Origin of the sequence: Wolbachia endosymbiont of Ostrinia scapulalis (assembly GCF_023559145.1) — a bacterium.
Lineage (GTDB): Bacteria > Pseudomonadota > Alphaproteobacteria > Rickettsiales > Anaplasmataceae > Wolbachia.
This window is the reverse complement of the sequence record NZ_CP096926.1, coordinates 349,498-363,616: the sequence shown is the minus strand read 5'-3', so window position 1 is coordinate 363,616 and position 14,119 is coordinate 349,498. Positions and strand designations below refer to the sequence as shown.

Genomic DNA, 14,119 nt, shown 5'->3' with positions numbered 1-14,119 from the left:
CCTAAAAATAAGTGTGTTTTTGTGTGTATTGTTCCTTCATATCCTCAATTTGCAGCAAGCAAGAGCTATCTTTCGGTAAAGTTTTAATAGCTAACTCAGCGTACTTCATAAATTTCTCTAAATTACCTTCAATACAAGCCTTTTTCGTCAAAGCAAAATAATACATTGCCATATCAGCGCTACGTTTATATGCAATACTTAAATACTTCCAGACAAAGGCGTTATTTGTTTCTACGTTTGCAACCTGCTCTAGGTAAAAAATTGCCTTCTCTATTTCACCGTGTAATAATAAAGTATGAGATAACGCAAGTTTCACTAAATAGTTATTCTTCTCAGATAAATATCTAAGTGATTCTTCATACATTTTTATTGCTTCACTTAAATTTCCAGCTTTGTATAACATCTCCGCTTTTAATTCATATAAATAAGGATCATTGCGTGACTCTTGAATCAATGAATTAACTTTAGTAATAGCCTCTTCTATCTTTCCTTGCCTATAGTGAATTACAGCATTTACATACTTAGAACTACCTTCATATTTACTAGATAACACATGAATAGGAGCAAAGAAAGAGTCTAGCTTTGCAAGCATACGCTCAAACTTCAGCAATTTATCTGCAAGGATTGGTTTTATATTGTTTTTAACCTTATAATTCTGTACAGCAAATATACGCTTATCACTAAGTGGGTGAGTGCGGAAATACTCTTCAGTGTTTTCATGCTCAATACTCTTAAAATAGTCAAAAATCTCTTTCATACCCAAATTATCATAGCCAGATTCATCTAGGTATCTTAAAGCATAGCTATCTGCTACACTCTCTTGCTCTTGAGAATAGTTAAAAAACAACCTTGAACTAAGCGTTACACCACTAAGCAAGATTGCACTCGCAACCTGAGGGTTAATGACAATACTAGAAACTAATCCTACCATATAACTAACCATTGCTATTGATTGAAAATAACCTACAGCACTACTCATTTGTAATACATGACCAGCAGATATATGAGCAATTTCATGTGCTAATATACCAAGTAAGACATAAGGTTCAGTCGAATATTGTAAAAGCCCTAAATGAATGAAAATGCTATTATTGTTAATTACAAAAGCATTAATCGATCTATCATCAACTATAAAAACTTTTATTTTATCATTATCAATACCCGCAGCAGAAAATAAAGGTTGCGCTAGATCCTTCACTACCGCTTCCACTTCACTATCTCTAATAATACTAACAGAGTAAGCGCTATTACAGTATACGAAAAAAAATAGTAAAACAAAAAGCTTAGACATGGAAGTTCCTTGTTTGTATAACTTTTAGGAATTTTACATTTTAACATTTAAACTATACGAATTTATAAACGCTAGTTTAAATTTTGAACGTAACTGATAAGTTTATCAATGGTAGTTAACTTAATTTTGTGTTGTTCAGCAAATTCAAGCAACTGGGGTAAGCGCATCATAGAGCCATCATCATTCACTAATTCACACCCTACAGCCGCATGACTAGATCCAACCAATTTTGCTATCTCAACACTTGCCTCAGTATGACCGTTGCGTGCTAAAACCCCGCCCTCACTTGCAATAATAGGAAAAACATGACCAGGAGTAATAATATCATCCTTAGTACTTTTTCCATCAATAGCGGTAAGTATCGTATGCGTTCTATCATGAGCAGAAACACCCGTTGTAATACCATAACGAGCATCGACTGACGTAGTAAATGCAGTGTGAGGAATAAGTGCTTCATCTACATTACTTCTCTTCATAAATTCAAGGTTAAGTTTATTCATGTAAAACTTTGTCATAGCTAAAAACACAATACCAGTGCCATACCTAACCATAAAAGCAATATGTTCTGGTTTCACCTTTTCAGCTAAAATAACCAAATCACCTTCATTCTCTCTGTTTTCATCGTCAACTAAAATGAATAATTTACCAGAACTAGCATCCCTCAATACATCTTCCACAGAAGAAATACCGGGTAGACTAATTGAAGGATAAGTTACTTGTACCATGATTTACTTAAACTCAATCTTAACTATTTTATACAATTTCTCTCCATTTGGCACTATCACTTCCACATACTCACCAACTTTTTTGCCAATTAAAGCACTACCGAGTGGTGAATCCGTAGAGATCAACTGCTTTGAAGCATCAGCTTCATATCCACCTACAATCTTATAAACATATTCAATTTCACTGTTATCATCGTTTAACATGCTTACCGTAACAGTTGCACCAAACATTACTGTATCACCAGACAAATTTTTTACTTCTATCACTTCTGCATGTGAAAGTTTACTTTCTACCTCAATTATACGGCCTTCAATAAAACTTAATCTCTCCCGTGCTGCATGATATTCTGCATTTTCGGATAAATCGCCTTGATCACGAGCATCAGAAATAGCCTGTATGATAGAAGGTTTTTCTTCCTTTAATTTCTCAAGTTCGACTTGCATACTCTCAAAACCTTCCCTTGTAATAGGAAATTTGTTAATAATGGATGAAGTCATAATCACCACCTAAACGCAATTAAATTGAGTGACAAAATCACTCACAATACCAAGAATATCATCTTTTATATCATCATTCATGTCACCCGACAACTTTTTTAAAACTCCAGGGTGAACAGTTTGAAAATAATTGATAAGATCACACTCGAACCTATTGATGTTGCTCACCTGTACCTTATTTAATTGACCATACAGATTAGAAAAGATATACATAAGCAATACTTGCTCTTCTATTTGCATAGGTGAATACTGTTTTTGCTTTAATAATTCAATAAGGTATTTACCTTTGTTTAAGGACAATTGAACAGTAGCATCAAGATCAGAACCAAATTTAGCAAAGTCTTCCAGTTCTCTATATTGGGCCAAACTCAGCTTTATAGAACCAGCAACTTTTTTCACAGATTTCAATTGTGCAGCAGAGCCAACCCGAGAAACCGATAAACCTATATTCACTGCAGGGCGAAATCCTTTGTGAAACAATTCAGACTCAAGAAAAATTTGTCCATCGGTAATTGAAATCACATTAGTTGGAACATATGCAGATACATCACCAGCCTGAGTCTCAATAATCGGCAAAGCAGTCAAAGATCCCTGTCCTTTTTCATCAGACATTTTGGCAGCTCTTTCAAGCAAGCGAGAGTGTACATAGAATATATCTCCAGGATAAGCTTCACGACCAGGAGGACGTCTGAGCAATAAGGACATCTGCCTATATGCCACAGCATGCTTAGATAAATCATCATATACCACCAAGCAATGCATTCCATTATCACGGAAAAATTCTCCAATAGTGCAACCGGTATAAGGTGCTAAAAATTGCATAGGCGCGCAGTCAGATGCGCTAGCCACAACTACGGTTGTATACTCTAATGCTCCACTTTCTTTTAGCTTATTCACCACTTTTGCTACCGTCGAAATTTTTTGTCCAATAGCAACATAAACACAGTAAATTTTTTGATTTTCGTTTACCTCATCATTAATCTTCTTCTGATTGATAATAGTATCAATCGCAATAGTGGTTTTACCAATTTGTCTATCGCCAATAATTAATTCACGTTGCCCTCTACCTATAGGAATCAACAAATCTATAATTTTAATTCCTGTCTGCAGAGGTTCATGCACAGATTTACGGTCAATAATACCTGGCGCTTTAGATTCTATATACATTTTGTTCTTGGCTCTAATTTCTCCGCCATCGTCTATAGGATCGCCTAATGCATTTACAACTCTCCCTAATAATTCATGACCTACAGGCACCTGTACAACATCACCACTACATTTTACAACGTCCCCTTCTTTTACATCACGGTCATTGCCAAGCACAACTATTCCAGCTGTATCATGATCTAAATCAAGAACTATTCCTTCTACACCGCTTGCAAAAGATACCTTTTCACCAAACTTTGCTTTTTCCAGCCCATAGACCAATGTGATACCATCCGTTACTGAAATTACTTCACCTATATTTTCTCGTTTTATAGGATTATCAAATGTCTCAACCTTCTCTTTTATTATGTTTACTACTTCAGAGGCATTTATGCTATTCTTCATATATAATTCCTTATTTTCAACATTTCCATTTTACTCAAATCAACCAATCTATCCAAATAACTCTTAAGCGAAGCATCAATCAAGTTAAAACCATACCTAACTACGAAGCCACCTAGTATAGAAGGATCAACCACATTACTGACTTTTATTATTTTACCAAGAAAGTTCAAAGATTCAGTAATTATTTTTATATCAGGTTTCTTTAAAACCTCTGCTGATTTTATAGTAATTTCCAATTCGTTTTCACTTTCCCTTACAAGATTTAAGAATTTTTCTAATATAAGGATTAATAAACGGGAGCGCTTGTTTGCAAGTGTAACCATAATAAATTTGACTAAGTTTTCACTCAAGTTCTCATTTATAGAAAGTATCGCTTCTTTTTTGTGCAAAAGAGAAACCATAGGATGAGATAGATACACAAAAACATCTTGATCTTTAAAAAAAGCTAACAAAAATTCTACTTCTTTTCTTATAATACCTAATCTGCTTCCTGAGACATGAAACAGTGCTCTAGCATAAGATGAAACTAAATTATTGTTTTTCATATTAAATTACCTATTCTAGTAAATCTAAGTTATTTAAGCTACCATTCCTCAATCCAAGCATTTTTTATATAAATAGGTCTTCTCCTTAAGGAAAGAAAACATAAATCATATCTGACTGAATAATCTAAAAAATCAAGATTTTTACTTAAGAAATATTTAGAAGAATTTATAATAGACTGACACTGAAAATGAGATATCGGTAATTCTTTTCCAAATAAACTTGTTTTAACTTCTATAAAAATCAGCTCCTTTTTTTTAGATACAATTAAGTCAATTTCACCCAACTTACAACGGAAGCGACGTTTTATAACATTATAGAATTTCAGCTTTAAATATATCGAAACTAACAATTCTCCAAAGTAACCTACAAAATAGCGTAACCTACTTACCATAAAAAGAATAATTAGCTTTGTGTAACTACTTTGCTTCCTTTTTTATTTTTACTATAAATCTCACCTTTTGCTGAAATATCTCTATCAACTAGCTCTATCACTGCCATTGGAGCGCAATCACCCTTTCGAGTACCAAATTTTATTATTCTAGAATATCCACCTTTACGGTCTTGATAACGATTAGCTAGAACGCTTAATAATTTATCAACTACTAACTTACTATTATGAAGACGTGAAAGCAAAAGCCTTCTACCATGTAAAGAATCGTTATTCTTAGCAATTGTAATAAACTTTTCCACATATGGACGAAGTGCTTTAGCCTTTGGTAAAGTAGTTACAATCTGCTCATGATTAATTAACGAGATAGATAGATTCTTTAACATTGATAACCTATGCTCGGTACAACAAGACAGTTTATTTTTCTTTATTCCATGTTTCATATACTACCTAATCCTCATCAGTATGTTGTTTAGCCAGTTCCTCTATATCCTTAGGCGGCCAATTTGGTATATTCATACCCAAAGACAAACCTGAATTATTTAAAATTGCCTTGATTTCATTCAAAGACTTTCGGCCAAAATTAGCAGTTCTTAACATTTCAACTTCCGTCTTTTGCACAAGATCACCTATATAAGTGATATTTTCATTTTTCAGACAGTTATGAGATCTAACAGATAATTCCATTTCATCTACTTTACGCAATAGAACAGGATCATAGCCCAAATCTTTAGCACCACCAGACAAAGAAACTTGCGATTTTTTATAACTCATATCAGAACTAATAAAAGGCTGAAATTGCTCCTGTAATATTCTTGCAGCATAGTCAACAGCTTGACTTGGAGAGATTGTACCATCAGTTTCAATTGACAATATCAGCTTATCTTTATCAGTAACTTGACCAACACGACTATTCTCTACTCTATACGAAACCCTCTCAACAGGACTATATAAAGCATTAACTGGAATAAAACCAATTAAATCTTGTTCATTCATAGACTTTAAAAATTCATTTTCTTTATATTTATTTACAGAAAGATAACCTTTTCCACTAGCAACATATATAGTAATGTTAAGCTCCACATCTTGACCTAGTGTACATATCACCAAATCTTTATTAACAATAGAGCATTGGTCATCAGTTTCTATCATTCCAGCTAATACTTGACAAGGCCCTTTAGCGCTCAAATTTAAGCACTTATTAGACGTGTTATTTAGCTTACATCTCAACATGCCCATATTTAATGCTATATCAGTTATGTCTTCCCTAACTCCTTGGATCGAAGTAAATTCATGATTCACGCCTTCAATTTTTATTCCATAAACAGCACTACCGCGAAGAGAAGACAACATTACACGCCTTAATGCATGACCCAACGTTAAAGCAAAACCACTTTCCAAAGGTTCTAGAACTATATCACCTTCTTTACTTGAATCACCTGATATTACCTTAATCGCATTAGGCTTAGTTAATCTATCTAAATTTCCACAGAAAGAAACACTATCACTATAATACATACAAAAACCTTCCAAATATCCTATACTCTTCTTTTTTTCCTTAATCTACAACCATTATGAGGTATCGCCGTTTTATCTGCAATTGAAGTGACAGTCAATCCACAATTCCGAAGTGCTTTAACTGCAGCTTCTGCACCAAAACCAGGACCACGAATTATTACAGAAACAACCTTCATACCAAATCTCTCTATTACTTTCTTCGCAGCAGAATCGGCAACCTTACCTGCAGCATAAGGTGTGGATTTTCTCGAACCAGAAAAACCACATGCACCAACAGAAGTTTGGTAAAGCGTATTACCACAAACATCAGTCACATTTACAAAAGTATTATTAAAAGTTGCACGAATATGGACAATACCAGTAATAAACCTTTTTGTATTCTTACCAACCGTTTTAACTTTTTTCATAAAAACTCACGATAATAACAAATTTTATTTTTTCCCAGCAATAGGCAATTTAGATCTGCCTTTACGAGTTTTAGCATTAGTATGGGTTCTTTGTCCCCTCACAGGCAAACCTTTTCTATGCCTTAATCCTCTATAGCAACCGATTTCCATTAAAGATTTTATATCCATAGCCACTTTTTTTCTTAGCTCACCCTCTATGACATATTTTTGCCTAATAAAACTACTAATTTTCTCTATATCTTCATCTTGTAATTCTGAAACACGCTTACGCTCATCAATTTTACAGCTACGACAAATTATATTCGCAGTAGTAATACCTATACCATGTATATAAGTTAATGCAAAAGGAATACACTTCTTCACTGGAACATTTATGCCTGCAATACGTGCCACTGATACCTCGATACTTTATTAATAATAACTCTTAATTTATACCATAAAACAACTTATAGTCAAATCAAATTACAAGAAATTTTACTTTCAATCTCTTGCATTACTCTATCAACACTCAAATTAGCGTTAATTGTTAACAACTTGCCCTTATAATACTCGCGCAAACCCTTCATCTGAAAATGATATTCTCTTATCCTCTTATTAATTGCAAGCATATTAGCATCATCAATTCTCTTCTCCAATCTCGTACTTTTACATTTAGCACAAGTAGTATTTTTAAAAGAAGATATACTATATATACTTTTACAATCCAAACAAGTAAGACGATCTTTTAATCTATCAATTGCAATATTATCGTCAAGCTGCAACTCAATTACAAGATCAACATCCCTATTGCATCTTTTTTGCAAAACTTGAGTTAAAAAATGAGCTTGATTTAAATTTCTTGGAAAACCATCTAACAAAAAATCACCATCTATTAATGCAAGCTGGTCACACAATAATTTACATATAACTTCATCTTGAATTAAATTACCAGATTCAACAGTATCCTTTATTCCTTTACCTAATTTACTCCCACTAGATATAATATTCCTTAATAAATCTCCTACTGAAACTAATTTAAAATTATACTTTGCTATTAACAAACTGGACTGAGTACCCTTACCAGAGCCAGGAGGACCAAAAATTGTAATAATCACTTTAGTCTCCTTGTTTTAGACTCATATTTCTTTATCCAACTATCGTACCTATTTGAAAAAACATAAGATTGTACTTGCATAATAGTATCAGTAATAACGTTAACTATAATCAGCAAGCTCGTCCCACCAAAAATAAATGGTATATCATAATGATACCTCATAATTTCAGGTATAGTACATATTACCACCAAATACGCAGACCCAATAAATGTTAATTTAAAAACTATATCTTGAAGATAATCAGAAGTATGTTTTCCAGGCCCTCTACCAGGAATAAAACCACCATTTTTCCTAAGAAAATCAGCATTTTCCTCTGGATTAAATATAAAATTGGTATAGAAAAAATTAAAAAGTACTATGAGTATTAAGTAAGTTATAATGTACATCACTTTATTTGCCATAAAGTAGTTTAAAATAAAATCAGCAATGGCATGACCTTTATAGAAATTTGCAATTGAAATAGGCGTTAATAAAATTGCGTTAGCAAAAATAGTTGGTATTACACCAGATAAATTGATCTTCAATGGAATGTAAGTAAAATCATCATTATGTAATTTTTTAAACTGTTTTTTGGGATATTGAACAATTACCTTTCTATAAGAAGATTCTGTAAAAATGACTAAAAGGAGCAGTAAAAAAAACAATGCTATAACAAAAAGGGTAATGAAAAACGACATACTACCATTTTTATTTAATGTTAGCAGAGATGATAAAGCATTATGTAATTCAGATGTTATGCCAGTAAAAATGATTAATGAGATACCATTGCCTATACCGCTCACACTGATCCGCTCACCAAGCCATATTAAAAATATAGTTCCACCTAAAAGGCTAAAGACACCTATAGTACGAAACATAATACCAGGTTCAACTACAACTAATACCCCTTCCCTATTCATTCTTTCTAACCCTATTAAGATCGTAATTGATTGAAAGATACAAAACACTATAGTCATATAGCGTATATAAGAGTTCATCTTTCGACGTCCTAACTCTCCTTCATTTTTAATTTCATTGATTCCTTTAACGGCAGAAGATAATAATTGCATAACTATGGATGCAACTATGTATGGCATAACGTTTAACGCCAAGATCGTCATTCTAGCTAAAGCGCCACCAGAAAATAAATTAAATACTCCAAAAACACCAGAACTCTCTTTTGGAAATATATCATTGATTATATCAAGATTAACTCCAGGAATAGGAACATAAGTGCCTAAACGATAACAAACTAAAGCCATTAGCGTAAAAAATATACGCTTTAGTAAATCACTTTTATATAACAACGTAGAATCCAAACTATTAAATGCAAATTTACTGCTCATGATTTACGATAGTATTTCTACACTACCACCAACTGAAGCTACAGATCTTTTTGCAGCTTCTGATGCAAAATCAACATGAAACACAAATTTTTCGCTTAATTTACCCTTATTAAGAAGTTTGATTTTACTTTTAACAGATCTGATAAAACCTAGTTTATGCAGTAGCTCCTTATCTATGATAGAATCCTTGACTATTTTTTTAGCTTCCATTAAGCACTGTACATCACCAACATTAAATATAGAGTATAAGTTTTTGCGTATAGGCTTAAAACCTCTTTTAGGTAAACGAGTATATATAGACTGCTGTCCACCTTCAAAACCATTTATAGAAACGCCACTTCTCGCTTTTTGCCCCTTATGCCCCCTACCGGATGTTTTACCTTTACCACAACCAATACCTCTACCTAATAATTTAGGCTTCTTTTTCTTAGATAATTTGGTAAACACAGAATTTAATTTTACAGCATCATTCATACTTTACCTATTTCCAACTATCTCACTAATCTTTTTACCCCTCTTACCTGCCACTTGGCGAGGAGATAACATAACATCAAAAGCCTTAAATACTGCACATATAATATTATGGGGATCATTTGATCTAGTAGACTTAGCTACCACATCCTTTATACCTAATACCTCAAAAACCGACCTCATTGCTCCACCAGCAATAATACCTGTTCCAGTTCTTGCAGCTCTTAAAACTATCTCACCAGAACAAAATTTAGCTTTAATATCATGATGTAAAGTTCTACCTTCACGTAAGTACACCCTAATCATCGACTTCTTTGCAGCATTTACAGCTTTCACTCTTGCTTCAGCAACCTCTGCGTGTTTACCTATTCCACATCCTACCCTACCCTTACCATCACCAACAACAACCAAAGTTGAAAATGAAAATCTTCTACCACCTTTAGTAACCGTTGTTACCCTTCGGACTGAAACCAAAAGTTCTGATAAATCATTATTTTGTAAATTCTTTACAGCCATACTTCAAACCTTCTAAAATTCAAATCCAGAGCTTCTTAAAGCTTCAGCAAATTGAGAAATCAATCCTGTATACTTATATGCCCCCCGATCAAAGACGAACCGCTGCTGCAATTTTGTACTAGGCAGACGCTCAATCAATAAAGAAGAAACCTGTTTTATAGTTTCAGCATTGACCCTACCTTTACATACATTCCTAATTTTATCATCCAAAGTAGAAGCAGAAGCTAGGGTTGTTCCTTTTGCATCGTTAATCAACTGAACGTAAAAATGTTTATTAGACTTAAATATGGATATACGTAAACGCCCAGCCCTCTTATCGAGCTTCGCTCTATTACGAAGTTTCCTTTTTTCATAGCTACTTAAAAAATTATACAATCTTTTCATTTTAATTACTTCTTTTTATTTACAACCTTACGCAGCATAAATTTGCCTTTTATTACAATACCCTTACCTTTATAAGGATCATATTTTCTAATTTTGCATATATCAGAAGCCACCATATAGACTTTTTGCTTATCCATACCACGAATCACTAAATGAGTTGGCTTTATACACTTAATCTCAACGTCTTTAGGCACTTTATACTTAATATTATGACTATAACCAAGATATAAAGTCAAATACTTATCATCACATTCTGCTTTATACCCTACACCATTAATCTCAAGATCAACAGAAAAACCATTAACCATACCGTTAATCATGTTATTAATATTACTTCTATAAGTGCCCCATATAGATTTTATTTTATTATAATCATCCCTGCCTTGATCAACAGAAAGTAACAATTGATTATCAACTATCTGACACAGAATGCCACTACACAAGCTCAGCTCTTTTTCTACCCTAACACTTCTTATTAATACCCTACCATTATTATATTCAACTGAAAGATCAGCAGGAATATTGATAGGTGCGGCACCTATACGAGACATACATTTCTCCTATCATTTAAAATACACGACACAAAACTTCTCCACCAACTTTTAATCTACGTGCATTATAATCGGTCATCACTCCTTTCGGCGTAGATATAATAAAAATTCCAAGACCATTATATGCTTTAGAAATGTCCTTACACTTAGAATAATAACGACAACCGGGCTTTGATACCCTAGCTATATCATTAATCACAGGTGATTTATCATAATACTTTAACTGTACAACAAGCGAAGGGACACTATCACTCTCTTGCTTTTCATAATTAAGAATATACCCTTCCTCTTTTAAGATCTTCAATATAGAAGAATTCACTTTAGAGAATAGGACTCTTGTTTCCCTATGCATTGCCAATTGAGCATTACGTATTCTTGTTAAAAAATCACCAATACCATCAGATAACGACACTATTACACTCCTTATATCACATTTACCAACTAGATTTTGTAACCCCTGGAACTTGTCCAAAAGAACACAAATCACGTAAAACAATCCTACATAAACCAAATTTTCTATATACTCCTCTCGGCCTACCAGTTAAAGCGCATCTATTCCTAATTCTGATTTTAGAAGAATCTCTAGGCAATTTTTTAATCAGCTTATTTTGAGCTGCAAACCTTTTTGCAATAGATAAATCCTTATTATTCATTATAGATTTTAATTCTTCCCTTCTCTCCCTATACTGATCGCATAACTTTATTCTACGAAGATTCTTCTGTATCATGGATTTTTTTGCCATATATATTTTCTCTCAATTATCAAAAAAAGGGAATTTAAGAGCCAGTAATAATTCCTTTGCTTCCTTATCACTAACTGCACTTGTTATAATATTAATATCCATACCTCTAATTTTACTTATTTTATCATAGTCTATTTCTAAAAATGATATATGCTCCTTGATACCAAAGGAAAAATTACCATGACCATCAAATTGCTTCACACTAAACCCTCTAAAATCTTTTTCCCTTGGCAAAGCAATATATATTAATCTTTCTAAGAATTCATACATTTTATTTCTACGCAAAGTCACTTTACAACCTACCGTTGCACCTTTTCTAATTTTGAAACCAGAAATAGATTTTTTTGCAAAGGTTAACACAGGCTTTTGCCCAGCAATCAAATGTAGATTATCAAATGGCTCATTTATCGCTTTATTGTCCGTAGCAGCATCTCCAACTCCCATATTGATACACACCTTGACAAGTTTAGGCACTTGCATTACATTGCCGTAATTAAACTTATCCTTTAAGGATTTTACTATATTATCTTTATACAATTGTTTAAACATATCAACCTAATCTATCACTTCTCCAGAAACTTTTGCAAAACGCACTTTTCTACCATCTATAATCTTAAATCCTACTTTAGTTGGAGTTTTACACTTAGGATCCAATATTGCAACATTGGATACATCAATAGCTAACTCTTTATTCAATATACCACCACCACTACCAGCTCTTGATTTAGTATGTCTCTTACACACATTTACGCCAGAAACAACTACTTTCTTTTTAGCATCACGTATTATAACTTTGATTACCTTACCAATTTTTCTCTTATCTTTACCAGTTAAAACTATAATATCATCACCACTTTTTATTTTAGCACTCATTATAAAACCTCATCAGCTAATGACATTATTTTCATAAAAGAACCAGATAATAACTTTTTTACTGGACCAAACACCCGAGTGCCAAGTGGTTCACCTTGATCATTAATTAAAACCACAGCATTGCTAGAAAAACGAATTACAGAACCATCAGATTTCTTAACACTATTTTTTACTCTAACAACAACTGCTTTATATACTTTTCCTTTTTCAACTTTACCTTTTGGGTTAATAGACTTAGTAGATATAATAATCGTATCACCTACAGATGCAGATTTCCTACCACCTAACAAGCCAATACAAAGCACTGCACGCGCACCAGAATTATCAGCTACTTCTAACAATGTATTTTTTTGAATCATATAAATACCTATTCCTTTTTAGCTATTGATAACAACCCATTTTTTAGTAACAGAAATAGGCTTATGTTCCTGTATTAAAACCCTATCTCCCTTTTTGCAACTATTACCCTCATCATGTGCTGTATACTTCTTATATTTTTTAATAACTTTTTTATACAACCTATCCTTATACACTTGTAACACCGAAACCTTTACAGTCTTATCAGACTCAGCATTAGTTACGACACCACAAAAAACCTTCTTAGGCATTTTTTCCCTCTCTCTTTCTTCTATTCAATACAGTTAGACTACGAGCTATGCTCTTTTTTATTAAGCTAAAACGTGAAAAATTGTTGCACTGGCCCAGCTTTTTTTGAAAAGCCAAATTAACAAATTCTTTCCTCAAATTCACAAGGAGTTCATGTAATCCTTGTGAAGATTCTGATTCAAATTTAACTATATCCATTGCAACTCCATTCAATTATGATTAGATATAAATTTACACTTCATAGGAAGCTTAGCAGTCGCTTTTTCAAGCGCCAATCTTGCTAAATGCATGGGAACATCACTACTAATTTCAAACAAAACCCTACCGGGCTTAGCTTTAAATACCCAAAATTCAACACTACCTTTCCCTTTACCCATACGTACATCTGCTGGCTTTTTACTAACCGGGGTATCAGGAAAAATTCTTATCCACAATTTACCAGAGCGTTTTAACGTTCTAGATATTACGCGCCTTGCAGTTTCAATATGCTTAGACTGAACCTTACCTACTTCCATAGCTTTTAATCCATAATCTCCAAAAGACAGCGTGCTACCACCCTTAGCATTACCCTTGATTCTCCCCTTAAATGACTTTTTATATTTACTCTTTTTGGGAACAAACATTTCAATATA

The 14,119-nt window shown here is 33.1% G+C and carries 24 protein-coding genes; all 24 read right to left on the bottom strand.

The features are described from left to right. Nucleotide 1: 1 nt before the first annotated feature. The 24 genes from M1L26_RS01900 to rplP all read right to left on the bottom strand — a co-directional run bounded on the left by M1L26_RS01900 (nucleotide 2) and on the right by rplP (nucleotide 14,110). Entirely contained in the window at nucleotides 2-1,291 is a 1,290-nt protein-coding gene (locus M1L26_RS01900) for a M48 family metalloprotease (RefSeq protein WP_211907881.1), read from the bottom strand. A gap of 71 nt (nucleotides 1,292-1,362) precedes the next feature. After that, nucleotides 1,363-2,016 (bottom strand): 3,4-dihydroxy-2-butanone-4-phosphate synthase, encoded by a 654-nt coding sequence (ribB, locus tag M1L26_RS01895; RefSeq protein WP_211907878.1) that lies wholly within the window; start codon nucleotides 2,014-2,016, stop codon nucleotides 1,363-1,365. 3 nt (nucleotides 2,017-2,019) lie between these two features. After that, on the bottom strand, nucleotides 2,020-2,514 hold the full coding sequence (gene greA / locus M1L26_RS01890; protein WP_211907876.1) for a transcription elongation factor GreA: 495 nt from the start codon (nucleotides 2,512-2,514) through the stop codon (nucleotides 2,020-2,022). 9 nt (nucleotides 2,515-2,523) lie between these two features. Beyond that, entirely contained in the window at nucleotides 2,524-4,065 is a 1,542-nt protein-coding gene (gene atpA / locus M1L26_RS01885) for a F0F1 ATP synthase subunit alpha (RefSeq protein WP_007302558.1), read from the bottom strand. Then, entirely contained in the window at nucleotides 4,062-4,610 is a 549-nt protein-coding gene (gene atpH, locus M1L26_RS01880) for an ATP synthase F1 subunit delta (protein ID WP_250120310.1), read from the bottom strand. Before atpH ends, atpA begins: the two co-directional genes overlap by 4 nt. 38 nt (nucleotides 4,611-4,648) lie before the next feature. Next, nucleotides 4,649-5,002: a YraN family protein gene (locus M1L26_RS01875; RefSeq protein WP_211907872.1), complete on the bottom strand. Its 354-nt coding sequence runs from the start codon at nucleotides 5,000-5,002 to the stop codon at nucleotides 4,649-4,651. Between the two features lie 11 nt (nucleotides 5,003-5,013). Continuing rightward, nucleotides 5,014-5,442 carry a 50S ribosomal protein L17 gene (gene rplQ / locus M1L26_RS01870; RefSeq protein WP_250120309.1) on the bottom strand — a complete coding sequence of 143 codons (429 nt, stop codon included), beginning with the start codon at nucleotides 5,440-5,442 and terminating at the stop codon, nucleotides 5,014-5,016. Between the two features lie 7 nt (nucleotides 5,443-5,449). Next, entirely contained in the window at nucleotides 5,450-6,517 is a 1,068-nt protein-coding gene (locus M1L26_RS01865; RefSeq protein WP_250120308.1) for a DNA-directed RNA polymerase subunit alpha, read from the bottom strand. Between the two features lie 20 nt (nucleotides 6,518-6,537). Continuing rightward, nucleotides 6,538-6,924 carry a 30S ribosomal protein S11 gene (rpsK, locus tag M1L26_RS01860; RefSeq protein WP_006012273.1) on the bottom strand — a complete coding sequence of 129 codons (387 nt, stop codon included), beginning with the start codon at nucleotides 6,922-6,924 and terminating at the stop codon, nucleotides 6,538-6,540. Nucleotides 6,925-6,948: 24 nt separating this feature from the next. Further along, nucleotides 6,949-7,317, bottom strand: a complete 369-nt coding sequence (gene rpsM / locus M1L26_RS01855) for a 30S ribosomal protein S13 (protein ID WP_006012270.1) — start codon at nucleotides 7,315-7,317, stop codon at nucleotides 6,949-6,951. Between the two features lie 59 nt (nucleotides 7,318-7,376). Then, nucleotides 7,377-8,018, bottom strand: coding sequence for an adenylate kinase family protein (locus M1L26_RS01850; protein ID WP_211907868.1), 642 nt, complete (start codon nucleotides 8,016-8,018; stop codon nucleotides 7,377-7,379). Further along, nucleotides 8,015-9,343 carry a preprotein translocase subunit SecY gene (gene secY, locus M1L26_RS01845; RefSeq protein ID WP_010404717.1) on the bottom strand — a complete coding sequence of 443 codons (1,329 nt, stop codon included), beginning with the start codon at nucleotides 9,341-9,343 and terminating at the stop codon, nucleotides 8,015-8,017. The genes M1L26_RS01850 and secY overlap by 4 nt, the downstream gene beginning before the upstream one ends. 3 nt (nucleotides 9,344-9,346) lie before the next feature. After that, on the bottom strand, nucleotides 9,347-9,817 hold the full coding sequence (gene rplO, locus M1L26_RS01840) for a 50S ribosomal protein L15 (protein WP_006012263.1): 471 nt from the start codon (nucleotides 9,815-9,817) through the stop codon (nucleotides 9,347-9,349). Nucleotides 9,818-9,820: 3 nt separating this feature from the next. Further along, complete coding sequence (rpsE, locus tag M1L26_RS01835) at nucleotides 9,821-10,330, bottom strand: 30S ribosomal protein S5 (protein WP_250120307.1); 510 nt, start codon at nucleotides 10,328-10,330, stop codon at nucleotides 9,821-9,823. A gap of 12 nt (nucleotides 10,331-10,342) precedes the next feature. Then, on the bottom strand, nucleotides 10,343-10,714 hold the full coding sequence (gene rplR / locus M1L26_RS01830; protein WP_211907864.1) for a 50S ribosomal protein L18: 372 nt from the start codon (nucleotides 10,712-10,714) through the stop codon (nucleotides 10,343-10,345). Between the two features lie 5 nt (nucleotides 10,715-10,719). Then, nucleotides 10,720-11,265, bottom strand: a complete 546-nt coding sequence (gene rplF / locus M1L26_RS01825; RefSeq protein ID WP_250120306.1) for a 50S ribosomal protein L6 — start codon at nucleotides 11,263-11,265, stop codon at nucleotides 10,720-10,722. A 16-nt stretch (nucleotides 11,266-11,281) separates the two neighbouring features. Further along, complete coding sequence (rpsH, locus tag M1L26_RS01820) at nucleotides 11,282-11,677, bottom strand: 30S ribosomal protein S8 (RefSeq protein WP_211907861.1); 396 nt, start codon at nucleotides 11,675-11,677, stop codon at nucleotides 11,282-11,284. A 22-nt stretch (nucleotides 11,678-11,699) separates the two neighbouring features. Further along, nucleotides 11,700-12,008 (bottom strand): 30S ribosomal protein S14, encoded by a 309-nt coding sequence (rpsN, locus tag M1L26_RS01815; RefSeq protein ID WP_211907860.1) that lies wholly within the window; start codon nucleotides 12,006-12,008, stop codon nucleotides 11,700-11,702. A gap of 12 nt (nucleotides 12,009-12,020) precedes the next feature. Then, a complete protein-coding gene (gene rplE, locus M1L26_RS01810; protein ID WP_211907859.1) occupies nucleotides 12,021-12,557 on the bottom strand; it encodes a 50S ribosomal protein L5 in 537 nt (178 codons plus the stop codon). 6 nt (nucleotides 12,558-12,563) lie between these two features. Next, nucleotides 12,564-12,881: a 50S ribosomal protein L24 gene (gene rplX / locus M1L26_RS01805; RefSeq protein WP_369800742.1), complete on the bottom strand. Its 318-nt coding sequence runs from the start codon at nucleotides 12,879-12,881 to the stop codon at nucleotides 12,564-12,566. Then, nucleotides 12,881-13,240, bottom strand: a complete 360-nt coding sequence (gene rplN, locus M1L26_RS01800) for a 50S ribosomal protein L14 (RefSeq protein WP_007302542.1) — start codon at nucleotides 13,238-13,240, stop codon at nucleotides 12,881-12,883. The genes rplX and rplN overlap by 1 nt, the downstream gene beginning before the upstream one ends. A gap of 18 nt (nucleotides 13,241-13,258) precedes the next feature. After that, complete coding sequence (rpsQ, locus tag M1L26_RS01795) at nucleotides 13,259-13,489, bottom strand: 30S ribosomal protein S17 (protein WP_211907858.1); 231 nt, start codon at nucleotides 13,487-13,489, stop codon at nucleotides 13,259-13,261. Next, on the bottom strand, nucleotides 13,482-13,685 hold the full coding sequence (gene rpmC, locus M1L26_RS01790; RefSeq protein WP_211907857.1) for a 50S ribosomal protein L29: 204 nt from the start codon (nucleotides 13,683-13,685) through the stop codon (nucleotides 13,482-13,484). Before rpmC ends, rpsQ begins: the two co-directional genes overlap by 8 nt. 11 nt (nucleotides 13,686-13,696) lie before the next feature. Next, on the bottom strand, nucleotides 13,697-14,110 hold the full coding sequence (gene rplP / locus M1L26_RS01785; protein ID WP_211907856.1) for a 50S ribosomal protein L16: 414 nt from the start codon (nucleotides 14,108-14,110) through the stop codon (nucleotides 13,697-13,699). Between the last annotated feature and the right edge of the window lie 9 nt (nucleotides 14,111-14,119).